General features: G+C 72.4%; 16 protein-coding genes. 10 read left to right on the top strand and 6 right to left on the bottom strand.

Going from position 1 to position 24107, the window contains the following annotated elements; all coding sequences use genetic code 11:
• The first annotated feature begins 30 nt into the window (after window positions 1–30).
• Genes H4W81_RS11150 through H4W81_RS11125 form a run of 6 tightly spaced genes read left to right on the top strand, consistent with a single transcriptional unit; the run spans window position 31 to window position 10483 of the window.
• Window positions 31–2568, top strand: coding sequence for a glycoside hydrolase family 78 protein (locus H4W81_RS11150; protein ID WP_192774739.1), 2538 nt, complete (start codon window positions 31–33; stop codon window positions 2566–2568).
• On the top strand, window positions 2565–3863 hold the full coding sequence (locus H4W81_RS11145) for an extracellular solute-binding protein (protein WP_192774738.1): 1299 nt from the start codon (window positions 2565–2567) through the stop codon (window positions 3861–3863). Before H4W81_RS11150 ends, H4W81_RS11145 begins: the two co-directional genes overlap by 4 nt.
• A complete protein-coding gene (locus H4W81_RS11140) occupies window positions 3860–4729 on the top strand; it encodes a carbohydrate ABC transporter permease (protein WP_192774737.1) in 870 nt (289 codons plus the stop codon). The genes H4W81_RS11145 and H4W81_RS11140 overlap by 4 nt, the downstream gene beginning before the upstream one ends.
• Window positions 4726–5538 carry a carbohydrate ABC transporter permease gene (locus tag H4W81_RS11135; protein WP_318781666.1) on the top strand — a complete coding sequence of 271 codons (813 nt, stop codon included), beginning with the start codon at window positions 4726–4728 and terminating at the stop codon, window positions 5536–5538. The genes H4W81_RS11140 and H4W81_RS11135 overlap by 4 nt, the downstream gene beginning before the upstream one ends.
• Window positions 5535–9095, top strand: a complete 3561-nt coding sequence (locus H4W81_RS11130) for a hypothetical protein (RefSeq protein WP_192774736.1) — start codon at window positions 5535–5537, stop codon at window positions 9093–9095. The genes H4W81_RS11135 and H4W81_RS11130 overlap by 4 nt, the downstream gene beginning before the upstream one ends.
• Entirely contained in the window at window positions 9092–10483 is a 1392-nt protein-coding gene (locus H4W81_RS11125; protein WP_192774735.1) for an L-fucose/L-arabinose isomerase family protein, read from the top strand. Before H4W81_RS11130 ends, H4W81_RS11125 begins: the two co-directional genes overlap by 4 nt.
• 126 nt (window positions 10484–10609) lie before the next feature.
• Here H4W81_RS11125 and H4W81_RS11120 read toward each other — a convergent pair whose 3' ends face one another.
• Complete coding sequence (locus H4W81_RS11120; RefSeq protein WP_225958554.1) at window positions 10610–13990, bottom strand: phosphodiester glycosidase family protein; 3381 nt, start codon at window positions 13988–13990, stop codon at window positions 10610–10612.
• A gap of 160 nt (window positions 13991–14150) precedes the next feature.
• On the opposite strand from H4W81_RS11120, the gene H4W81_RS11115 reads away from it, so the two are divergent.
• Entirely contained in the window at window positions 14151–14843 is a 693-nt protein-coding gene (locus H4W81_RS11115) for a hypothetical protein (RefSeq protein WP_318781665.1), read from the top strand.
• An 80-nt stretch (window positions 14844–14923) separates the two neighbouring features.
• Here the strand turns inward: H4W81_RS11115 and H4W81_RS11110 are convergent, their stop codons facing one another.
• Window positions 14924–15286 (bottom strand): spore germination protein GerW family protein, encoded by a 363-nt coding sequence (locus tag H4W81_RS11110; protein WP_192774734.1) that lies wholly within the window; start codon window positions 15284–15286, stop codon window positions 14924–14926.
• A 10-nt stretch (window positions 15287–15296) separates the two neighbouring features.
• Entirely contained in the window at window positions 15297–17414 is a 2118-nt protein-coding gene (locus tag H4W81_RS11105) for an alpha-galactosidase (RefSeq protein ID WP_318781664.1), read from the bottom strand.
• Between the two features lie 57 nt (window positions 17415–17471).
• Here H4W81_RS11105 and H4W81_RS11100 point away from each other — a divergent pair, with 57 nt between their 5' ends.
• Window positions 17472–18590: an ROK family transcriptional regulator gene (locus H4W81_RS11100; RefSeq protein ID WP_192774732.1), complete on the top strand. Its 1119-nt coding sequence runs from the start codon at window positions 17472–17474 to the stop codon at window positions 18588–18590.
• A 19-nt stretch (window positions 18591–18609) separates the two neighbouring features.
• Here H4W81_RS11100 and H4W81_RS11095 read toward each other — a convergent pair whose 3' ends face one another.
• On the bottom strand, window positions 18610–19779 hold the full coding sequence (locus H4W81_RS11095) for an MFS transporter (RefSeq protein WP_192774731.1): 1170 nt from the start codon (window positions 19777–19779) through the stop codon (window positions 18610–18612).
• Between the two features lie 73 nt (window positions 19780–19852).
• Between H4W81_RS11095 and H4W81_RS11090 the strand changes: the two genes are divergently transcribed.
• Entirely contained in the window at window positions 19853–20869 is a 1017-nt protein-coding gene (locus H4W81_RS11090) for an ROK family transcriptional regulator (protein ID WP_318781663.1), read from the top strand.
• A gap of 9 nt (window positions 20870–20878) precedes the next feature.
• Window positions 20879–21094 carry a hypothetical protein gene (locus H4W81_RS11085; protein ID WP_192774729.1) on the top strand — a complete coding sequence of 72 codons (216 nt, stop codon included), beginning with the start codon at window positions 20879–20881 and terminating at the stop codon, window positions 21092–21094.
• A 5-nt stretch (window positions 21095–21099) separates the two neighbouring features.
• Here the strand turns inward: H4W81_RS11085 and zwf are convergent, their stop codons facing one another.
• Both zwf and pgi read right to left on the bottom strand, forming a co-directional pair.
• Window positions 21100–22434 (bottom strand): glucose-6-phosphate dehydrogenase, encoded by a 1335-nt coding sequence (gene zwf, locus H4W81_RS11080; protein ID WP_192774728.1) that lies wholly within the window; start codon window positions 22432–22434, stop codon window positions 21100–21102.
• A gap of 3 nt (window positions 22435–22437) precedes the next feature.
• Window positions 22438–24063: a glucose-6-phosphate isomerase gene (pgi, locus tag H4W81_RS11075; RefSeq protein WP_192774727.1), complete on the bottom strand. Its 1626-nt coding sequence runs from the start codon at window positions 24061–24063 to the stop codon at window positions 22438–22440.
• Window positions 24064–24107 lie beyond the last annotated feature (44 nt).

The following is a 24107-nucleotide window of genomic DNA, read 5'->3' as shown; positions in this document are numbered from 1 at the left end:
TCAGTTAGATTTAACACGCATCGAGAGGGGGTGACCGTGGGATCCGCGCTGCCCCATGACCTGCGCTGCGACCACCGCACCACGGCGCTCGGCGTGGCGGGCGCGCCGCTGCTGGCATGGCGGCTCGAAGGGAGCGACCCCGTCGCGTACCAGGTCGAGATCGGCGACGAGTGGTCGAGCGGGCGCGTCGACGACCCCGCCGCGATCAGCCACCTCTACGACGGGCCTCGGTTGCGGCCCAGGACCCGCCACACCTGGCAGGTCACGCTCTGGGACGCCACTGGCTCCGCCCGGACCGCCGAGTCCTGGTTCGAGACCGCACACGACGCCTGGACCGCCTCGTGGATCGCGCCCGATCCCGACGCGGTCGAGCACGTGGACCCGCCCACCGAGGGCGACTGGGCGCTGCGCGAGCACGGGCTGCTCCCCTGCCCGCAGTTGCGCAGGAGCTTCGAGCTTCCCCGCGCCGTCACGGCGGCCCGCCTGTACATCAGCGCCAGGGGCCTCTACGACGCAAGGATCAACGGCGTCAGGGCGGATGACGCCGAGCTGGCCCCCGGCTGGACCGACTACCGGCAGCGCGTCCAGTACCAGGTCCACGACGTGACGAGGCTGCTCGGCGAGGGCGAGAACGTGCTCGCGGTCACGCTCGCCGACGGCTGGTGGAGCGGCTACGCCGGCTTCGATCCACGGCAGCCCGGCTACCACTACGGCCGCTTCCCCGAGCTCATCGCCGAGTTACACCTCACCCTCGCCGACGGTTCGGCCAGGGTCGTGATGACCGACGGCACCTGGCGCACCGCGAGGGGGCACATCAGGCACGGCGACCTGCTGAAGGGCGAGTGCCACGACCTGCGTCTCGCGACGCCCGGCTGGGACGCCCCCGGCTTCGACGACTCGTCCTGGAGCCCCGTCACCGTGACGGGCGCCGACCACCACCTGCTCGCGTCCTCGTGCGACGAGCCGGTCAGGGCGCTGCGCGAGCTGCCGCCGCTCTCCGTCACGAGGACGGGCCCGCGCACGCACCTGGTGGACTTCGGGCAGAACCTCGCGGGCCGGGTCCGCCTGGCCGTACCCGCTCAGGAGCCGGGCACCCGGGTCACCGTCAGGCACGGAGAGAGGCTCGACGCCGACGGCCGGCTGCACACCGCGAACCTGCGCACCGCCGACGCCACCGACGTGCTGATCTCGGCAGGTGCTGAAGCGGTGTTCGAGCCGCGCTTCACCTACCACGGCTTCCGCTACGCGGAGATATCCGGGCTCGAGAGCCTCGGCGACGTCAGGGCCGTGGCGCTGCACAGCGACACCCGGTGGACGGGCACGTTCGAGTGCTCGGACCCCGAGATCAACCAGCTGCAGCGCAATATCGAGTGGGGCCAGCGCGGCAACTTCGTCAGCGTCCCCACCGACTGCCCCCAACGCGACGAGCGGCTCGGCTGGATGGCCGACGCCCAGGTGTTCCTGCCGGCCGCCTGCCTCAACGCCGACGTGGCCGCCTTCTTCACCAAGTGGCTGCGCGACGTGCGCGACGCGCAGTCGCCCGAGGGCGGCTTCCCCAACGTCGCGCCCCGCCTGACCGGGGTCGCCGAGGAGGGCGCGCCCGGCTGGGCCGACGCCGGCGTGCTGGTGCCCTGGCACCTGTACGAGGTGTACGGCGACGCCAGGTTCCTCGACGTCGACTCGATGAGCGCCTGGGTCGGCTTCGTGCTGCGCCACAACCCCGGCCTGATCTGGAGGGAGCGCACAGGACCGCACTACGCCGACTGGCTGGCCCCCGGCCCCGCCACCCCCCGCGAGGTCGTGGCCACCGCGTTCTTCCACCGCAGCGCCGACCTGACCGCCAGGGCCGCCCTGGTGCGGGGCAGGCCCGCCGACGCGGAGCGATTCCAGCGACTCGCCGCCGACATCCGCACGGCCTTCATTAAAACGTTCGTACATCCCGAGGAGGGGACGGTCGCGGGCGACACCCAGACCGGCTACCTGCTCGCCCTCGCCTTCGGCCTGCTGCCCCCGCCGCTCGCCCCCAGGGCGGCCCGGCGGCTGGCCGAGCTGGTGGCCGAGCACGGCCCGCAGGCCGGCTTCCTCGGGGTCGGCCTGCTCTGCCCCGTGCTGTCGGCGACCGGCAGGGCGGACCTGGCGCACGCGCTGCTGCGCCGTACCGACCCGCCGTCGTGGCTCTACCAGGTGCGCCACGGCGCCACGACGGTGTGGGAGCGGTGGGACGGCGAGGGTCCGCCCTCGATGAACTCCTTCAACCACTACGCGTTCGGGTCGGTCGGCGAGTGGCTGTACTCCGGCGTCGCCGGGATCGCCCAGGCGCCGGGCTCGGTGGCCTACCGCGACCTGGTGATCCGCCCCCTTCCTGGAGACCTGGCCTGGGCGCGGGCCTCCTACGAATCCGTGCGGGGACGGATCGCCGTCTCATGGGAGCGCACGGGCCAGGCCTTCCACCTGGACGTGAGCGTCCCGCCCGGCGCCTCGGCGACCGTGCACCTGCCCGATGGCCAGATCCATCGGGTGCCCTCGGGGGACCACCATTTCGCATCAGTCCGAGGAGACACACCATGACCGACCTGCGCCACGCCAAGGTGAGCCGCGGCCAGTTCCTCCGCCTCATGGGAGGGCTCGCCGTGGCCGCCGCGGCGACCGCCTGCTCGACCAGACCGCAGACCGCCGCCCCGAGCGGGTCCGCCGCCGCGACCGACCTCAAGTTCGTGGGGGTGGCCGATCAGAAGGCGCCGATGGACGAGCTGATCGCGGCCTACCGCAAGGTGCGGCCCGAGGTGCGGCTCACCGCGTCGTACGCGCCGACGGACCAGGTCCAGACCTCGCTGCGCACCCAGCTCGGCGCGGGCAACGCGCCCGACCTGCACGTGGTCTACCCGGGCAACGGCAGCGCGATGTCGATGTCGCAGATCGCCGGAGCCGGGCTGCTGGCCGACCTGTCGGGCCAGTCGTGGACCGGCACGATCCCCACCGGCTTCAAGCCCGCCCTCCAGGTGGACGGCAAGACCATGATGTACTCGGCGGGCTCGTCGGTCATCGGCGCCATCTACAACACGAAGGTCTTCGAGAAGGCCGGGGTCGAGGCGCCCCCGACCACGTGGACGGAGTTCCTGGCGCTCTGCGACAAGCTGAAGAAGTCGGGGGTCGCGCCCATCGCGCTCGGCGCGCAGACGCCGTGGGTCACCCAGCTCATCACGTACGCGCTGGTCCCCTCGACCGTCTACGCCAAGGATCCCGCCTTCGACGACAAGCAGCTCGCGGGGCAGGCGACCTTCGCCGAGTCGGGCTGGCGCCAGGCCATGGAGATGTATCTGGAGCTGAACGAGCGCGGCTTCTTCAACGACAAGCCGAACGGCACCACCTTCGAGCAGCAGATCTCGATGGTGGCCACGGGCAGGGCGGCGATGGCGATCCAGGTCTCGGCCGTGCTGCCCGACTTCCGCAAGTCGGCCTCCAGCCCCGGCGACCTGTCGATGTTCCCCGTTCCCGGCGCCGACAGCGCCGACCAGGTGTGGATCCCGGCCGGCGTGGTGGTCGGCCTGGGGGCCGGCGCGAAGGGCGGGAACGTCGAGGCGGCCACGGCCTTCATCGACTTCCTCGGCAGGCAGGAGAGCATCAACAGCTGGGCCAAGGCGATCTCGGCCATCCCGCTCACCCAGGACGCCAACTCGACGATCGACCCCGCGGTGCAGTCCTTCCTGCCGTTCACCAAGGACCGGGCGGTGCCGTTCATGGATCAGCGCTGGCCCAACGCCGAGGTGCAGCCGGTGCACTTCGCGGTCGTCCAGGAGTTGCTGGCGGGCAAGGCGACGATCGACGAGGCGCTGAAGAAGATGGACGAGGCCTACCAGAAGTGATCAGACGATTCTCCGCGCTGTCGCCGTCCTGGCTGTTCGCCGCGCCCGCGCTGCTGGTCTACGCGGTGGTGGTGCTCTACCCGAGCGTCGCGGGCGTGCTCTACGCCTTCACCGACTGGAGCGGCATCGGCGAGGGCATGTCCTTCGTCGGCCTGGCCAACTTCCAGGCGATCCTGGACGACGAGCAGGCCATGGGGTCGCTCGGCAACACGCTGCTGCTCACGCTCGCGGTCGTGATCGTGCAGAACGGCGTGGGGCTGCTCCTCGCACTCGGCGTGCACGCGAAACTCAGGAGCCGCGCGCTGCTCAGGGTGGTCTTCTTCGCGCCCGTCGTGGTCAGCCCCGTGATGGTCGCCTTCCTGTGGAAGTACGTCTACAACCCCGACCCCTCCGCGGGGCTGAACGGCCTGCTCGGTCTCGAGGTCGACTGGCTGGGCGACCCGTCGGTCGCGCTGTGGTCGATCGCCGGGATGGTCGTGTGGCAGTACGCCGGCTACTCGATGGTCATCTTCCTGGCCGGGCTCGAGGGCATCCCCGCCGAGCTGCACGAGGCGGCCATGATCGACGGCGCGGGCCCGCTCCAGCGGTTCAGGTACGTGACCTGGCCGCTGCTGGCGCCCGCGCTCACGATCAACCTGATGCTCTCCACGATCGGCGGGCTCAAGCTGTTCGACCAGGTCTTCGCCGCCACGAACGGCGGCCCGGGCTACGCGACCGAGACCCTGTCGACCGTGCTGTACAAGCAGGCGTTCGTGTTCGGCAAGTTCGGCTACAGCACGGCGATCGCGCTGGTGCTGGCGCTGTTCGTGGCCGCGGTCTCGCTCGTCCAGATCTCCTATCTGCGTTCCAGGGAGGTGGCTCAGTGAGGAGGACCTTCCTGCTGGAGGTCGTGATGATCGCGGCGGCGGTGGCGTTCCTGTTCCCCGTCTACGCGCTGGTCACGCTGTCGCTCAAGGATCCCGCCCAGCTCTCGCAGACGCCGCTGGCGCTGCCGAACCCGCCGACGGGCGACAACTTCGCCAAGGCCTGGTCGGCCGCGGCGCTCGGCCCGTCACTGGTGAACAGCACGGTGATCACCGTGGTCAGCCTGGTGGCGCTGATCGGGCTCGGCTCGTTCGCCGCCTACTTCCTGGCCCGCGCGCACACCCGGCTGGGCTACGGGCTCTACGTGCTGTTCCTGCTCGGCATCGTGCTGCCGTTCCAGCTCGGGATGATCCCGCTGTACCGGCTGGTCACCGATCTCGGCCTGATCGGCACGCACGCCGGGATGATCCTCTTCTACACCGGCATCCAGCTGCCGTTCACGGTCTTCCTCTACACCGGGTTCATCCGCGCGCTGCCCAGGGAGTACGCCAGCGCCGCCCAGATCGACGGCGCCTCGCACCTGACCGCGTTCACCAGGGTGGTCTTCCCGCTGCTGCGGCCGATCACCGGCACCGTGCTGATCCTCAACGCGGTCTTCATCTGGAACGACTTCTTCACTCCGCTGCTCTACCTCGGTGGCTCGGGCTTCGAGACCGTTCCCGTCAGCGTCTTCTCCTTCGTCGGGCAGTACGTCTCCGACTACGGACTCGTCTTCGCCGGGCTGGTCATGGGGGCGCTGCCGATCGTGCTGGTCTTCCTCGTGCTCCAGCGCTACGTGATCAAGGGCTTCTCCTCGGGGCTCAAGGGATGAGCCTCTTCGACGTGCTCGGCGCGCCCCCGCGCAGCCACTCCCCCGCCGCGATCTGGTGGTGGAGCGGCGAGCCGCTGCGCCGTGACCGGCTGCGCCGGCAGATGGAGCGCCTGGTCGCCGGTGGCGTGCACCAGCTGGTCGTGCTCAACCTGGCCCCCTCTGGCCCGCTGTTCGGCGCCGACGCCGACGAGCCGCCGTTCCTGTCGGAGGCGTGGTGGGAGCTGTTCGACGGGGTCTGCGAGGACGCGCTGGAGGTGGGCGCCTACCTGTGGTTCTACGACCAGCTCGGCTTCTCGGGTGCGGACCTGCAGGCCCGCCTGGTGCGGGAGCGCCCCGAGTTCGCCGGTCAGTGGCTGGCCGCCGACGGCACCGTGCGCACGCGCGGCTTCGACTACCTGTCCCGTACGGCCTGCGCCGTGCTGCTCGACCGCGTCCACGGCGAGTTCGAGCGGCGCCTCGGCCACTGGTTCGGCCGCGTGATCGTCGGCTCGTTCCAGGACGAGCTGCCGTCGATGCCGACCTGGTCGGCCACGTTCGCCGCGGAGTTCGCGGCCCGCAGGGGCCGCGAGTTCCGCCTGGAGGAGCCCGACTGGCTCGGCTACCACAGGACCAGGGCCGAGCTGGCCGAGGAGGCCTTCTTCCGGCCCCTCGCGGAGTGGCACGCCAGGCACGGGCTGCTGAACGGCTGCGACCAGCAGGACCCCGCCAGGGCGGGACATCCCGTCGAGGGTGTCCAGCTGTACGCCGACTACACCCGCACGCATCGCTGGTTCAGCGCTCCGGGCTCCGACCACCACGGCGACGCCCGGCTGCACTCCTCTCTGGCCCACCTGTACGGCAGGCCGCGCACCTGGATCGAGGCCTTCCACTCCAGCGGATGGGGCGGCACGCTCGAGGAGACCCTCGACTGGCTGCTGCCATGGCTGCGGGCGGGGGCGAACCTGTACAACCCGCACGCCGTCTACTACACGACCAAGGCGGGGTGGTGGGAGTGGGCGCCGCCGTCGACCGACTGGCGCCAGCCGTACTGGCGGCATCACCGGGTCTTCGCCGACGCGGTCACCCGCATGTGTGCGGCGCTCTCGCTGGGCCGCCACGTGTGCGACATCGCGGTGTTGTTCCCCACGACGACCGTGCAGGAGGGCGTGGCGCTCGACGGGGTGAGCTCCGCGGCGGAGCGGGCCCAGCGGGTCTACCGCGAGCTCGTCGGGGACATGGCGTGGTTCCAGACTGTCCCTGGCGCGCTGGACCTGCTCGGCCTGGACGCCGACGTGATCGACGAGGACTCGGTCGCCCGCGCCGTGGTCGAGGGCGGGCGGCTCAAGGTGTCGGCCGAGTCGTACGGCGTCGTCATCCTGCCCGCGGTCACCACCCTGGACGAGGAGACCGCCGGCCGGCTGGAGGCGTTCGCCGAGGACGGCGGCCTGCTGATCGCCGTGGGCGAGCCCTTCGGCAAGGCGCGGTTCGTGGCCTGCGCCGACCGGCTGGGCGAGGCGCTGGCGGGTTTCGAGCCGATGGTCGAGGCGGACGTCCCTCCACTGGTGCGCGAGGTGGACGGCACCACGCTCGTCTTCCTCACCGCCGCCTTCCCGAGGGCGAGCGAGATCCGGGTGGGCCGGCCCGGCGAACGCGGCGTCGAGCTCGGCTGGCTGGACGCCACCGTCGACTTCGACCCCGGCCGCTACCGCGCGGAGAGGCGGGTCAGGGTCAGGGGCGTCACCGGCACGCCGCTGCTGGCCGGCCCGTTCGGCGGGACGCCACGCGCGCTGCCGCACACGGTCGTGGACGGAGTGGTGGAGGTGGTCGTCCCGTTCGACGACGGCCCCGCCGCGATGCTGCTGTTCACCGGCGAGGACGTGCCGGTCGGCGCGGCGCGCGAGCCGTACCCGCACGAGATGGATCTCGGCGGCGAGTGGGCCGTGGAGCTCGTGCCGACCATGGACGACACGTGGGGCGACTTCGCCACGTCGGCGACGGTCGAGCGGTGGACGCTCGCCACTCCCGGCGGCGAGATCGCGCACGCGACGTTCGGCGCGCGCGGCGAGCAGCGGGTCGGCGCCGGCGGCTGGCAGCCGTCGGTCTGGTCGGAGTCGCGCGGCATCCACAAGGACCCCGTCCACCGGGACACGCTGGGGCCGAAGGGGCACGTGCCCGAGGAGTTCCTCGCCTTCGGCCGGGTCTCCGCCGGCCAGGACTGCCGCTTCCGGGCGCTGCTCACCACGCCGGACGAGGGCCGGCTGGTCGTGGGCGCGGCGGCGGCGAAGACCGTGTGGCTGGACGGGGTGGAGCTGCCGCTCGATGACGCGGGATACCTCGCGGTCGGCACCGTTCCCGTCGCCGCGGGCGAGCATCTGCTGGAACTGCGGCTCGTCCCCGACGAGGAGCTCGACCTGCGCGCCCATGTCTCGCTCTCCGCCGATCCCGCCCGCGCCCGCAGGCCCGAGTGGATCATCGGCCCGGTGGTGGAGACCGTCGTCGAGAGAGGCGCCGACAGTCTCCTTCAGGTCGCCTCGACCGCGCCCTGCCTGATCCTCGTGAACGGCAGGGAGGCGGGCCGCCAGGGCGGCTTCGATCCCTACGCGGAGGCCGACATCCCACGGGTGGGCCGCTACGACCTCGCCCCTCTGCTCCGCCGGGGCGCCAACACGATCAGGCTGGAGTGCCCAGGCGCGGTCCTGGTGGACGGCCTGGCCGTCTCCGGCCCCGGCTGGTCGAGACCGGACGGCGGCCCCGGCCGGTCGAAATCGGACAGCGACCCCGGCTTGTCGAGGTCGGACGGCGGCGCGGGTGCGCTGGTGCGGCGGCGGCAGCACGGCGACCCCGCCGCCCTGCACCTGCGCCCCCGCCCGCACCCGCTTCCGGGCGCGGGCTGGATCGACGGCCGCGAGACCGCCCTGCCGGCCCGCTTCGCCCGGCCCCGCGAAGCCGACACCCAGGCAGGCGCGCAGGCGCCTCCCGCCCCTGGACCCGGCGCGCCCGTGCAGCGGTTCCTGCTGGATCTCCCGCCCGGCGCCGTCCGCGTGGACATCGACACCCACGGCCCGGCCCAGCTCGTCGTCGACGGCGTCGCCCACGACCTGCCCGCCGTCCTGGACGGCAGCGCCACCCGAGCCGAGCTCACCGTCGAGGCGCGACCCGGCGTCGAGGGCGGCGCCGCGCTGGCCGGGCCCGTCAGGTTCGCGTGCGGTCCGGGCCGGATGCCGCTGGGCGACTGGGAGTCGCACGGCCTGGCCGGGTACAGCGGCGGCGTGCGCTACACCACCACCGTCCACGCGCACCGCCCCACGCCCGCCGAGCTCGACCTCGGCAGGGTGCGCGGCACCGCCGAGGTCACCGTCAACGGCGGGGCGGCAGGGGTGCGGATCTGCTCGCCGTACCGCTTCGACCTCGACCTCGGCGCGGGCGAGAACACGATCGAGATCCTCGTGCTCGGCACCCTCGCCCCCTACCTCGACGCCGTCAGCCCCACGCACTTCGTCTTCCCCGGCCAGCGGGTGACGGGCCTGTTCGGCCCCGTCCTCCTGCGTACCTTCCACCCCCTGGAGGAACCTTCATGAGAGTCGGACTCGTCGCGGGCGGACTCGGCGCCTACTGGCCGCAGTTCCCCGACCTGCTCCCCCAGCTCCAGCGCTCGGCCGCGCGCGTCTCCGAACGGATGAACGGGTTCGGGTGCGAGGTCGTCGACGTCGGGTTCATCTCCGACGCGCAGGAGGGCGCGGCCGCCGCGGAACGGCTGCGCGCGGCGGGGTGCGACCTGATCGTGGGCTTCCTGACCACGTACATGACCGCCACGATGCTGCTGCCCGTGGCCCAGCGCAGCGGCGCGCCGGTGCTGCTGATCAACCTGCAGCCCACCCCCGCCATGGACCACGACAGCTTCGACACGGGGCAGTGGCTGGCCTACTGCGGAGCCTGCCCGCTGCCCGAGATGGCCAACACGTTCACGCGCGCGGGCATCCCCTTCCGCTCCGTCTCCGGCCATCTCGAGGACGAGCGCGCCTGGGCGCGCATCGAACGCTGGGTGAAGGCGGCGAGCGTGCGCGCGGCGCTGCGCCATGGCAGGCACGGCCTGATGGGGCACCTCTACCCCGGCATGCTGGACGTCTCGACCGACCTGACGCTGGTACCGGTCAACTTCGGCGGGCACGTGGAGGTGCTGGAGTTCGACGACCTGCGGGTGCGGGTCGAGCAGGTCACGGCGGCGGAGACGGCGGCCAGGGTGCGGGAGGCCGGCGAGATCTTCGACGTGGACGCCTCCGTCGTGGACGAGGACCTCGACTGGGCCGCGAAGGTGTCGGTCGGCCTCGACCGCCTGGTGGCCGACTTCGAGCTCGACAGCCTCGCCTACTACCACCGAGGGCTGGACGGCGAGATCCACGAGCGGCTGGGCGCCGGGATGATCCTCGGCGCCTCGCTGCTGACGGCGCGCGGCGTTCCGGCGGCGGGCGAGTACGAGCTGCGCACCTCGCTGGCCATGCTCATCATGGACCGGCTGGGCGCGGGCGGGTCGTTCACCGAGCTGCAGGCGCTCGACTTCCTGCGCGGCCACGTGGAGATGGGGCACGACGGCCCCGCCCACCTGGCGATCAGCTCGAAGCGGCCGTTGCTGCGCGGCCTCGGTGTATACCACGGCAAGCGCGGCTGGGGCGTGTCGGTGGAGTTCGACGTCACGCACGGCCCGGTGACCGCCTTCGGCCTGCTGCAGCGGCGCGACGGCCGGTTCGGGTTCGTCGCCGCCGAGGGCGTCACCGTGGACGGTCCGCACCTGAAGATCGGCAACACCACGTCCAGGGTGGACTTCGGCTGCGACCCCGGCGAGTGGACGGACGCGTGGAGCGCGACCGGCATCTCGCACCACTGGGCGCTCGGCACGGGGCACCGCGTCGCGGAACTACGCGCCCTGGCCGACCTCCTGGACCTCGAACTCGTCGAGGTCACCGCGTAGCGCCGCGCTCCGGACGGTCACGTGGGCGCCCTCCTCGGAACGACGACCCTGAGAAGAACGCCCGGGATCTCGCGGCTGCTCTTCTCAGGGTCGCGCTCCTGAGATGGGGTCAGGCGGCAGACGGGCTCAGGCGGCGGCGCGGGCCGACGTGGCGATCGCGGCCTCCTTCTTCACCCCGTTCACCGTCACCGCGACCAGCACCTGCCCGTCGCGCAGCGCCGTGAGCGTCCCTGTGGCGGGGTCGAGCGCGGCCACGTGCCAGGGCTTGGCCCGCTGCACCGGACCGAGGTGCAGGTTCGGCGAGCCCGACCACTCGGCGGAGACCGGGTAGGCCACGGGCACCGTACGGTCGCCCTGCTTGAGCGAGGCCGTCACCTGCCCTGGCGCGCCCACGGCCACCGAGGCGGGTGCGGTCAGCGTCAGGGTGTCCACGTGCGGCCGCACCTGGGCGCCGATCCAGTCGGGCGCGTCCACGAACCAGTTGCGCCGCACGTGCTCGGCCTCCTTCGGCGTCACCGGGTCCACGCCCCACAGCGACCACCCGGTGAATCCGCCGTCGTCTGCGGCCGTGGCCGGGTTCTTGCCCGAGTTGCCGTTGATGAAGTACGGCACGGCGTCCACGTGCGCGGCGTTGAACGTGCCCACGTGCGCGCCGAGGTAGGCCGCGCCCTTGCCGGTGGTGCGCTGGAAGTCGGCCAGCCATCCTTCGACGAGGGCCGCCTCCTTCCTGTCACCGAGCTGGCTGCCCTTGCCGGGGGTCGGGTCGCGCGGCGGCACGTGGAAGACCACCACCACCGAGCCCACCGAGTCGTCCTCCGCCGCCGCGCTCAGCTGGTCGCGCAGCAGGGCGATCTGGTCGAAGCCGCCGCCGCGCAGGTTCAGCCGCGAGGTGTCGAGCGTGACGAACCGCGTGCCCTTGTGGTCGAAGACCCGGTGGGTGTCGCCGAAGACCGCCTTGAAGTTGTCGATCTTGCCGCCCATCACCTCGTGGTTGCCCGGCACGTAGTAGTACGGCAGCGCGCCGCCGAGCTCCTCGTCCAGGATCCGCTTGGCCAGCGCGAAGTCCTCGGGCGAGGCCTCGTCCACGAGGTCGCCGTTGATCAGCAGGAAGTCGGGGTCGGCCGCCTTCAGCTCGCGCAGCGTCCTGCGGGCGTTCCTGACGATGTCGCTGTCGGGCTGCCTGGCGACGAACTGCGCGTCGGACATCACCGCGAACCGCCACGGCATCGCCGCGACGGTCGGCTTGACCACCTGGTCGGCGATCTTCGCGACCGGAGGCGCCTGCACCGTCGGCGACACCCTGGCCACCAGCCCGTCGATGGTGATCTGATTGGTGTACTTGGCGTCGCCGCGCGTCTCGGCGACGTAGAAGCGGCGCAGCTTCAGCGGGTAGCTCACCCCTGGCGGCACCGCGAACTCGACGTACTTCCAGCCCGTCCAGGTCAGGTACGGGCCGCGCAGGATCTGCGACTGCCCGTTGCCGTCGTAGAACTCGAGGCTGGGCCACTCCCCCTTGCCCGAGGAGTTGATCCACAGGCCGAACGCCTGCGGCTGGCCCGGCACCACGAGCTGCTGCGGCGGCGAGGCGTACGCGGCGCGGGTGGCCGTCGACTGGGTGAAGTCGTAGGCGAGCTTGAGCCCGCCGCCGCTCTGCCCTGGACCGGCCGACAGCGACCCGGTCGCGCGGGCGGCGGCGAAGGTCCACGACGCGGCGTTCTCGAAGTCGGCGACCGCGACATCCTCGAACCCGACCGTCACGGGCACGGCCACGGTCAGCGCGCCCACGCGGGCGGTGATCAGGCCCGAGCCCGCGCCCTTGAGCGCCTTGACGGTGAAGTAGCCGTGCTGGGCGGGGGTGACGGACAGCAGGGAGGCGTCGTAGTCGAGCTTGAGATCGCCGGGCTCGATGGGGGCGGAGTTGCCGTTGCGGTCGTAGCCGACGACGCCGAACGTGCCCGTCGCGTCGGCGGCCGCCAGCCCCACCCTGTCCTTGGTGGCGCCCAGGCGGGTCAGCGGCTGGAGCACGGTCAGCTCGATGCTGCCCTTCGCCCCGCTCTTGGTGGCCTTGACCGTGGCCGTGCCGGGCAGCATGGCGCGGAAGACGCCGTCCTTGCTGATGTGGCCGTGGTCGGCGTGCCAGTTGGGGGCGCCCTCGGCCGGGCCGTACGTCTCGTCGTATCCGGCGGCGGTCAGCCGCCGGGTGAGGCCGGGGAAGACCCGCTCGGGACGGCCACCGGCGACGGGTCCGACGCCCGGCGCCTTGGCCGGGTCGCTGGCGGTCTCGAGCCAGAAGCCCTCCAGCCTCCCGCTGCCCTGCGGGGCGTAGAGGGCCAGGCCGTTGGGGACGTGGCGCTCGCCGCCGTCGGACGGGCTGTTCTCGACCTGCACCGCCGGCGCGCCCGGCTCGCGGGCCAGCATCGTGGAGGAGCCGCCGCCGTCGAGTTCGAGGGCGTTGTGGGCGCCGAGGTCGGCCATCAGCGCGGCCAGCTCGCCGAGCGTGACGCCGCGGCTGTCGGCTTGGCGGCCGTCCACCGTGAGCAGGTACATCTTCCTGCCGTCGGCGGAGAAGCCGACCGAGGTGCGCGGGTGGCTGTCGGTGTCGGTGAAGGGCTGCGCCTTGCCGTCCTTGACCAGGACGTTCCTGCCGCCGAGCGCGGTCTGGACGGCGCCGCCGTCCGACGGCTTGGGCTGGTACTTTACCTCAACGCGGTCGCCCGCCTTCAGCGCGGCCAGCGCGTCGGCGCCCGCCTCCCTGCCGACCAGGATCGTGGTGCCCGCCGGGATGGGTCCCTGGCCGGCGCCGGTGCGGACCTCGGTGACCGCGCCGTCCACGAGCACCACTTCGGTCACCTTGGCGGCGTCCGAGCGCCGGTAGGAGCCCCACAGCGGGGTGAACAGGCCGACGCCGCCGGTCTGGACGAGCTGGTTGAACTGCGTGATCGTGATCGGCGCGCCGCCCGAGGGGGTGGCGCTGCCCTCGAAGTGCATCTGAAGGACGCGGCCCACGCCCTCGTTGAGCGCGACGGCGTTGTTCCAGCCCTGGACGGGCGACTGGACGAGCTCGCCGTCCTTCACGCCGACGCCGAGGGCCGCGCCGGAGCGGTTGATGTCGAAGAAGTCGCCGTTGACCGCGGCCACCGCGCGTGCCCGTCCGGCGGGCCCCGACAGCGGCTCGGTCTTCGACACCTCGCCCGAGTTGAGGTAGCCGGTGGTGACGCCGCCCGACAGGTCGGCCGACAGCGCGTCGGCGCGCAGCCATCCGGCGGCGTTGAAGCGGTCGAAGGAGGTGAGCGTGATGCCCGGCGCGACGGGCCGGACCTTCTTGGCCGTCTCCAGCGTCCGCCCCGCGGGGGCGTTGAGCAGCAGCGTGGAGTCGGACCTGTAGGACGACGCGGCGGGCGCGTCCTCTGCGGGAACGGGCGGATCAGCCTGCGCGGGGGCGCTGATGAAAGCTAAGGCGAGCGCGGCGGAGGCCACGTAGCGGAGGGTCTGCACGACCGAACTCAATCGCGCAGTGGTGACAATTTTCAAGACTTTACGATGAACTAAAAGATAATTTCAGCTGAGCTGGGACGGGATCGCCGAGGTCACGCCTTAACCCCTGGCTTTCGGGTAGACGGGAACGCAGACTGAAAGGGCAGATCAGCGCAGAACGCGTGGAGCAGCCGTGGACACTCTGTACGATCACATGCCGATCCTGTCGCGAGGCAGGCACCGTAACCCGCGCAAGGGCGCCTGCTTCATGGAGCTGGCCTCCTACCTGGCGGGCGAGCGGTGGAGCGACCATCCCGCGTGCACACACCCGCTCCTCGCGGGCCTGGCCCGCCTGGTCAACGACCACACCAGCGACGAGAGCAGGAGCGAACTCGTCCCGCTGGTTCCCTCGATCATCGGACTGACCGGTGACGACCTGCGGATCGACGCCAGGCTGGCCCTGCGCGCGGCGACCACCGCGCTGCCCGTGGCCGCCGCCGACCGGCAGCTCGCGCTGGCCGTGTCGGTGCTCGCCGCCGAGGAGATGCTGGCCCGGCTGGACGGCAGGCCCGCGACGCTGGAGGAGCGCAGCAGGTGGGCCTTCGCCCAGGCGCCGCACGCCGCCGAATCCGCCCGGCGGTTCAGCCGCGCCCAGAAGATCACCGAGAAGGGCTTCCGCAGGTACGCCGCGCCCAACGCGGTGCAGCTGTCCGTGGTGGGCATCGCGCAGGCGTGCATCCCCGATCCGGACGGGATGCTCCGCGAGCTCCTGGTCGCCGCGATCGCCGAGTGCCAGGCGATGATGCCCCGCGCCCACCCGCGGGCCCACGGCGCGACGGCGCCCGGCGGCACCGTGCGCGCAGGCGTCGCGGGCCGGCCCGGCTGACGCCTTAGCCCTGAGGCGAGGCGGCTGGGCACGGGAGACCTACGGCATGGTCGAGGTGGCCAGCCGCACGCCGAGGACGATCAGCGCCGCCCCGAACGGCGCCCCTTTCGCCAGCGCTTGACCACGGCCCTGATCGTGAGCAGCAGCACGACGGCCACGACCTGGCCGCCGAGCACGATGCGGTTCACGTCGATCGCGGGCTGCCAGCGGACCTCGCCGTTCTTGATGACGTACACGCCCGCGGGGGACGCGCCGAGGCCGTAGCCGCCGCCCGAGCCCTGGCTGGGCGACTCGCCCTCCGACTTGCCCCCTCCGCCACCGCCGCCCTGGGCGATCCTGGCGACGGGGATGACCGTCACGTCGCCCTGGGTGATCGGCTCGCCGAAGACGCGCTGGACCGTGGCCCCGTCCTTGGTCTTCTCCACCAGCTCCATGATGTCCATACCGTCATCTCTATCCGCTGACGCGGCGCAGTACCACCATCTCGCTGCGATAGTCGGGGCCGTTCATGAACCAGGTCGGCAGGTCGAGGCCGTGCGACATGAGCGTCTGCCCGTGCCACCGCTCGCCGCAGGCGCTCTCGTAGCGCGCGGCGGGGTCGAGCCCCGCCAGCCGTACCCTGCGAGGGGGCTGCTTGGCCAGGGCGAAGGGATGGTAGGCGAGCACGACCACCCGGTCCTCGTGGACGTACTGCACGGCCGAGGCGGTGACGCCGGGGTGGCCGGCCAGGCGGTACTGGCGGCCGTGCTGGATGACGGGCCTGACCGCCTTGTAGGCGGCGATCAGCTCGCGGGCCTGCTCCAGCTCCTCGGCGGACCACCTGGTCAGGTCGCCGCCGATGCCCAGCGCCCCGGCCATGGCCACGTGGAAGCGGTAGGCGAGCGGCACCTCTCGGCGGGTGTGCGGGTTGGGGCTGTCGGTGACCCACGCCGACATCACGCTGGCGGGATAGAGGTAGGAGAAGCCGTCCTGGATGGTCTGCCGGTCGCGGGCGTCGGTGTTGTCGGAGGTCCACACCTCGTCGGTGCGGCGCAGGATGCCGAAGTCGACGCGGCCGCCGCCGCCCGAGCACGACTCGACGCGCAGGCCGGGATGGCGCTCGCGCAGGATGTCCATGACGGCGTAGACGCCGCGGGTGTGCTCGATCCAGAGCAGGTCGGCCCGCTCCCCCGCCTCGGGCCAGCCCGCCTGGGTGAAGCTGCGGTTCATGTCCCACTTGAAGTAGTCGAGCCCGTACTCCGACACCAGCCCCGACAGCCAGCCGATCGCCCACGCCCGCACGTCGGCGCGGCCGTAGTTGAGCACGAGCTGGTGGCGCAGCGTGTCACGGCGGCGGCCCGGGTAGTGCAGGACCCAGTCGGGGTGCTCGCGGTAGAGGTCGCTGTCGGGGTTGACCATCTCGGGCTCGACCCAGAGACCGGCCCGCATGCCGAGTTCGCGGACGGTGCCGAAGAGCTTGGACAGGCCGTTGGGGAAGCGGTCGGGGTTGGGCCACCAGTCGCCGAGCCCCCGCCGGTCGTCGACGCGCCCGCCGAACCAGCCGTCGTCCACCACGAACAGCTCCACGCCCAGGTCGGCGGCCCGGCGGGCGAGCTCGATCTGGCCCTCCTCGTGCACGTCGAACCAGGTCGCCTCCCAGGAGTTGTAGAGGACCGGCCGCTCCTCGAACGGCGTGGGGAGCACGTGGTGGCGGGCGTAGTCGTGCCAGGCCCTGCTCGCCGCGCCGTACCCGCCCGTGGTGTGCAGGCCGAGAACCGGCGGAGTGACCAGGCTCTCTCCGGGTGCCAGCGGCCAGGTGGGGCCGTCGTGCCCGAATCCGGCGGTGACGGCGACGTCTCCCTCGGGACGGCGCTGCGCGGTCAGCCGCCACGAGCCGCTCCAGGCCAGCGCGACGGTCCAGACCTCGCCCAGCTCCTCGGTGGCGTCGCCGGCGTCGATCATGATCCATGGGTTGGCGCGGTGCGAGGTGGTGCCGGTCCTGCTGGTGAAGGTGGTCTCGCCCACCGCCAGCTCGGCCCGGTGCAACTGGGTCTCCTGCGCCCACGCCCCCGCCACCCCGGTGTAGCGGTAGCCGGCCCGCTCGGGGATCACCCAGCTGCCCGAGTCGACCCTGCCGAGCCGTACGGCGTGGGCGCCCTCGTTGGTCAGGCTGACCCACCGCTCGACGACCTCGGACGCCACCCTGACGTGCAGCCCCACTCTCAGCCCCAGCGGGTCGCGCAGCACCAGCTCGATCTCCGAGCCGGACACCACGGCCTCGGCGAACGTCAGCTCGACCGAGCGGACCCCGCCCTCGTAGGTCACCTGCAACGACGGCACGCCCCAGCGCCTGCCGCCCTCGACCGGCAGCAACTCGTCCACGTCGCGCGGGTCGTGGAAGCCGGAGTGGACACGCCTCGGCGCCTGCCGGACCACCTCGGCCAGCGCCTCGTCGGGCAGCCTCGGGCCCCAGTACCACTGCACGACGCGGCTGTCCTCGCCCGCGGCCTCGAGGCCGAAGACGAAAGCGGAACTCTGCGTGACAGCCGCCCACGCGCTGTCGCCCACCCGGAGTATATTCACGCTAGACACAAACCCCATGAGAACAGATCCCATCGTCTGTCGCCAGAGGGGAGGTTTGTTCACCTCATGAATCTCTCGCCCGCCGCCCGCGCGGTCTTCGTGGAGTTGCTCGTGCGCGGGCCGCTGTCCAGGGCCGAGGTGGCCAGGCGGCTGGAGCTGTCGCCCTCGGTGCTGACGAAACTGACCAGGCCGCTGCTCGCCGAGGGCTTCCTGGTGGAGGAGCCGGGCCCGTCCGGGGTGCCCGGGCGGCCCTCGGTGCCGCTGCGCGTCGACCCCGCGCGCCGCGCGTACGCGGGGGTCAAGCTGACCGGCTCGGAGCTGTTCGCGGTCCGCGCCGACCTGGGCGGCGCGGTCACCGCCGAGGTACGGCTGCCGCTCGACGGCCACGAGGTGCCGCGGGTGGTCGCCAGGATCGCCGAGGCGGTGACGCTGCTGTCGGGTGGCGAGCCGCCCGCCGCGGTGGGGGTCAGCCTGGCCGGTCCCGTCTCGCGCGCCGACGCGCTGGTCCGCCACTCGCCCTTCCTCGGCTGGCGCGACGTCCCACTGGCCGAGCTGGTGGCGGTGGCGACCGGGCTGCCCGCCGTCCTGGAGAACGACGTGCGGGCACTGACGGCGGCGGTGCACTGGTTCGGCGCGGCGGCGGGGCGCGAGACCTTCGCCCTGGTCACCATGGGAGAGGGCCTCGGCTGCGGGATCGTGGTCGACAACCGGCTGGTCGCGGGCACGGCAGGGGTGAGCGGGCAGATCGGCCACCTGGCCATCGACGACAGGGGGCCGATCTGCGAGCGCGGCCACCGTGGCTGCGCCCGCGCCTACCTGGCCGCGCCGTCGATCAGGCGGACGGCCAGAGCCGCGCTCGACCGTCCCACGCTCACCTTCGACCAGGCGCTCGACCTGGCCAGGCAGGGCGACCCGGTGGCCAGGCGGATCTTCGACGAGGCGGGCCTCGCGCTGGGCCGGATCGTGGCCACGATCGCCAACCTCATCGGGCCCGAGGTGGTGGTGCTGTCGGGCGAGACGGTGCACATGCACGAGGTGTGCGCGGCGGCGTTCGAGGCGGCGCTGGGCGAGCACACCCACTGGACCAGCGAGCCGGTGGAGGTGCGGGTGCAGCCTTTCGCGTTCACCGAGTGGGCCAGGGGGGCGGCGGTGGTGGCGCTGCGCCACGACCTCGGCGTCGCCTGACGGCGGCACATTCGAGGGCTCAGCCCGCCATCGGCTCGAGCTGCCTGTCCTGCGCGACCGCGCCCGCCGGACGGGGTCGCAGCGCCCCCGCGAGCAGCGTCATCCCCGCCACGATCGCGGTGATCATCGCGAACGCCGCCGGGTAGGACAGCGCGCCCGCCGCCCACCCCGTCACCGCGGGCGCGATCAGCCCGGACAGGTAGGTGATCGTGGCCACCCCCGCCACCCCCTCGCCCGGCGTGACGCCCGCGCCGCCCGCGGCGGCGAAGACGAGCGGCACGACGACCGCCACACCCACGCCGACCAGGGCGAAGCCCGCCATGCACACCCAGGGCGTCCGTCCTGCCACCACCAGCACGCCGCCCGCCACGGCCACGATCCCGCCGCCCCTGACCACGGCGACCGCTCCCATCCACCGCACGAACCGGTCGCCGACCAGCCGCGTCGCGGCCATGCAGAGCATGAAGACGGTGTACGTCGCCGCCGCGACGCCGGGGCCCGCCGAGGCGACCGCGGTCACGTAGACGGCCGCCCAGTTCGCCGAGGCCCCTTCGGCGAACGTGCCGCAGAAGCCGACCAGCCCGACCGCGAGGATGGCGCGCGAGGGAAGCGCGAACCGGCGCGGTGCCGGGACGCCCTCGCTGGACTCGTTCGCCGCCAGCCCCCGCCCGGCCAAGCCGCCCACCACCAGCAGGACCGCCGAGACGACCGCCAGGTGCACGCGGGCGTCGATGCCGAGGTGGGCCGCCAGCACGCCCACGCCGCCCGCCGCGAGGCTGCCCACGCACCACATGCCGTGCAGCCCGGCGATGATGGAGCGGCCGAGGCGCCGTTCCAGCACCAGCGCCTGGGAGTTCATGACCACGTCACAGGTTCCCGCGGCCATGCCGTACAGCAGGAAGATCGCGGCCAGCCACGGCGGCGAGGGCGCCAGCGCGGGCAGGGCGAGGCAGGCGCACCAGAGGGCGAGCATGAGCCTGGTCGCCGTGCGCCCGCCGAGGCGATGGGCCAGCCGGCCGGCCATGGGCATCGCCACGAAGGCGCCGACCGGCTGGCAGAGCAGGATCAGCCCGAGCACGTCGGGGGTCAGGTCGAGGTGTTCCTGCAGCCAGGGGATGCGGGTCGACAGGGTGCCCGCGACCGCTCCGTGAACGGCGAAGACAAGCGCGATGGCGCGGTGGTTCGTCACACCGCAGAAATTAACAGGCAGGCTTCCTGATGGAAAGAGATATCAGGCAGGCTTCCTGATTATTATGGGAGGCGTGAAGACCGCGACCCCGGCCATGGCCCGTGCGATCAACGATCGGCTCGCTCTCGACCTGCTGCTCGAACAGGGCCCGCTCACCGCCCCCCAGCTGCGCGAACTCACCGGTCTCTCCCGTCCGACGGTCGCCGACCTGATCGAGCGGCTGCGCGCCGCCGGGCTGGTCGAGGTGGCCGGCGAGTACGGCGAGGACCGCAGGGGCCCGAACGCGAGGCTGTACGGGGTGGTCACCGACCGCGCCCACGTCGCGGGCGTGGACATCAGGCGCACCGGGATCGCCGTCACGGTCGCCGACCTCGCCGGGCGCACGGTCGGCACGGCCGCGCGTTCTCTCCCGGGGCCGCTGCCTTCACTCATCGTCGCGGCCGTGACCGAGGCGGCGGGCGGCCGTCCCATCGAGGCCGCCGCCCTGGGCGCGCCGGGACTGGTGCACCCGCACACCAGCGGCCTGACCGGCGACAACGGCGTGCCCGGCTGGCGGCCCGACCTCCTCGACGAGGTACGGCGCGGCCTCGGCGCCCAGGTCGTCCTGGAGAACGAGGTCAACCTCGCCGCGATCGCCGAACACCGGCTCGGCGCGGCCGTGGGTCACGCGGACTTCGCGCTGCTGTGGCTCGACGACGGCGTCGGCGGCGCGGTCGTGCTGGGCGGGCAGCTGCGCCGCGGGAGGTCGGGCGGCGCGGGCGAGGTGGGCCTGCTGGACATGGCGGGCACGACGTTCTGCTGCGCGATCGAACCAGGCGTGGCGCGCGAGCTGCCGCGGGCCGAGCTGGTGGAGCGCATCGCCCAGGGCGCCTTCACGGTCGCCGCCGTGCTCGACCCCGGGCTGATCGTGCTGGGCGGCACGATGGGGAGGGAGGGCGGCGTGGAACTGGCGGCCCAGGTCGAGGAACGGGTGGCCGCCAGGTCACCGGCGCCCACGGAGGTCAGGGCGAGCACGGTGGAGGGCAACGCCATCCTCCAGGGCGCCGTCCTGACCGCCCTCGACCTGGCCCGCGACACGGTGTTCGGCTGAGCGGGAGTGGTGCGACCGATACGGATCGGCGAGTTGGTGGGTCGGGGCCGCACGCGGGCCGATCTGGTGATGCAGCGGTTGCCGGGGCCCACGATGCTGCGGGCCCTGGCCGACGCGGCGATGACGCCACGAGGCCCGATGGTGATCGACTGGGCGATGTCGGCCCTGATCCTGGCGCAGGGCGGCGGCGGCCCTGGTCACGGATACGCACGGTCGCCGCGTTAGCGAGGTCAGCCGACCGGGTGCCAGCCGCCGGGGGCGATGCGGGCCGCGCTCTCCGGGCCGAACTCCCCCTTCCGGTACGGCTCCGGCCGCTCGTCGTACTCCAGGATGTCATGGACGATCCGCCACGACTCCTCGACCAGGTCGAACCGGACGAAGTGCCGGGGATCGCCCGCCAGCGCGTCCCGCAGCACCTGCTCGTAGGCCGCTTCCATCGGCCCGAGGGCCTTGGAGAAGTCGACCGACACCGGCACCTGCCTGGTCCTGTCGAGAACGTCCGGCTCCTTGGCCAGCAGGTCGAACGTCACGCCCGCGTCGGGTTCGAGCCGGAACCTGACCAGGTTCGGCGCCGTCTGCCCGCCCCCGGCCGGGCGGAAGTAGGCGACCGGCGGCCTGCGCAGCTCCGCGACGATCTCCAGAGCGTTCAGCGGCAGATTCTTGCCGGTGCGGACGCAGAACGACACGCCCGCCCACCGCCAGTTGTCGATGAACGCGCGCAGCGCCACGAACGTCTCCGTGCGCGAGCCCGGAGCCACGCCCTCGGTGGCGAGGTAGCCCTCGTACTGACCGCGCACCACGTCGGCGGGGTCGATCGTGCGGACCGAGCGCAGCGCCCGCCACTTCTCGTCGAGCACGGCACGGGCGTCGCCCGAGGGCGGCGCGTCCATGGCGACGTGCGCCAGCACCTGCAGCAGGTGGTTCTGCACCACGTCACGCAGCGCGCCGACCGCGTCGTAGAAGGCGCCCCTGTCGGCGACGTCGAAGTCCTCGGCCAGGGTGATCTGCACGCTCCGCACGTACGTGCGGTTCCAGATCGGCTCCAGCAGCGTGTTGGCGAAGCGGAAGACCATCAGGTCCTCGACCGGCTCGAGGCCGAGGAAGTGGTCGACGCGGAACAGGTGGTCCTCGTCGAAGTAGCCGAGCAGCTCGGCGTTGAGCCGCCTGGCCGATTCGAGGTCGTGCCCGAACGGCTTCTCCACCACCAGCCGCGCGCCGGTGTTGAGCCCCACCTGGGCCACGCCCTTGGCGACCGTGGCGAACAGGCCGGGCGGCACGGCGAGGTAGTGAGTGAGGTCGCCGAGGTCCTTCACCGCTTCGCGCAGCCGGGCGAAGGTGTCCTGGCCGGCCAGGTCGCCGGCGACCAGCCGCAGGTCGAGGCGGTCGGACAGCTCACCGCCGACGGCCTCGCGGGCCATCGCCCGCAGGCCGTCGAGGTCGAGATCGGTCCTGGCCACGCCGACGACCGGCACGCCGAGCCTGCCGCTTCCCGCGAGCGTGTTCAACGCGGGCAGCAGCATCTTCTTCGCCAGGTCGCCCGTGACGCCGAACAGGACCAGAGCCATCGATCAGACCTTTCGTCCGCGCATCTCCCTGTACTTCCGCACCAGCGCGGCGGTGGAGGCGTCGGGCACCTGCGCGGGGGGCTCCTCGGAGGTGAGCGCGGGCGCCAGGTCCATCGCCATCTTCTTGCCGAGCTCGACACCCCACTGGTCGAAGGAGTCGACGCCCCAGATCGTGCCCTCGACGAAGACGATGTGCTCGTAGAGGGCGACGAGCTGGCCGAGCGTGGAGGGGGTCAGCCTGGGGGCCAGGATGGTCGAGGTGGGCCTGTTGCCCGGCATCACCTTGTGCGGCACGACGGCGGCGGGCGTGCCCTCGGCGGCGATCTCCTCGGCGGTCTTGCCGAACGCCAGCGCCGAGGTCTGCGCCAGCAGGTTGGCGGTGAGCAGGTCGTGCATGCCCTCGGCGTCCTCGTGAGGCTCGCCGAAGCCCAGGAAGTCAGCGGGCACCAGCCTGGTGCCCTGGTGCAGCAGCTGGTAGAAGGCGTGCTGACCGTTCGTGCCAGGCTCGCCCCAGAAGATCTCCCCGGTCGGTACGGTCACCGGCGTGCCGTCCGCCTGGACCGACTTGCCGTTCGACTCCATGGTCAGCTGCTGCAGGTAGGCGGGGAAGCGGTGCAGCCGCTGGCTGTAGGGCAGGACCGCGCGGGTCTGGGCGCCGAAGAAGTCGGCGTACCAGATGCCGAGCAGCCCCATCAGCACCGGCATGTTGGCCTCGAAGGGCGCGGTGCGGAAGTGCTCGTCGATGGTGTGGAAGCCGTCGAGCATCTCACGGAAGCGCTCGGGCCCGATGGCGATCATCAGCGAGAGGCCGATGGCGCCGTCGTAGGAGTAGCGGCCGCCGACCCAGTCCCAGAAGCCGAACATGTTGGCCGTGTCGATGCCGAACGCGGCGACCTTCTCGGCGTTGGTGGAGACGGCGACGAAGTGCTTGGCCACGGCCTTCTCGCCGAGCGCGCCGACCAGCCAGGCGCGGGCGACCTTGGCGTTGGTGAGCGTCTCGAGCGTGGTGAAGGTCTTGGAGCTGACGATGACCAGCGTGGTCGCGGGGTCGAGGTCCTTGAGCGCGCCGTGGATGTCGGCGGGGTCGATGTTGGAGACGAACCTGGCGGTGATGCCCGCGTCGGCGTAGTCGCGCAGCGCCTCGTAGGCCATGGCGGGCCCGAGGTCGGAGCCGCCGATGCCGATGTTCACCACGGTCTTGATGGCCTGGCCGGTCTGGCCCTTCCACTCGCCCGAGCGGACCCTGGCGCTGAAGTCGCTCATCTTGTCCAGCACGGCGTGCACGTCGCCGGCCACGTCCTGGCCGTCCACCACGAGCTTGGCGTCGGCCGGCATGCGCAGCGCCACGTGCAGGACGGCGCGGTCCTCGCTCACGTTGATGTGCTCGCCGGAGAACATGGCGTCGATCCGCTCGCGCAGGCCGGCCTTGTCGGCCAGCGCCAGCAGCAGCTCCATGGTCTCGGCCGTGGCACGGTGCTTGGAGTAGTCGAGGTAGAGGTCGCCGGCGGTGAGGCTCATCCGCTCCGCCCTGCCGGGGTCCTCGGCGAACAGCTCGCGCAGGTGCTTTCCGGCCACCGCCTCGTGGTTGGCCTCCAGTGCCGCCCACTCGCCGCTCCGACTGATGTCCACGTCTCCTCCTCGCACTCTCAACCCGACGACCTACCCGCGATGAG

It is taken from the genome of Nonomuraea africana (assembly GCF_014873535.1).
Classification (GTDB): Bacteria; Actinomycetota; Actinomycetes; order Streptosporangiales; family Streptosporangiaceae; genus Nonomuraea; species Nonomuraea africana.
The sequence above is the reverse complement of the archived record's forward strand: the minus strand, read 5'-3'. Positions and strand labels throughout refer to the sequence as shown.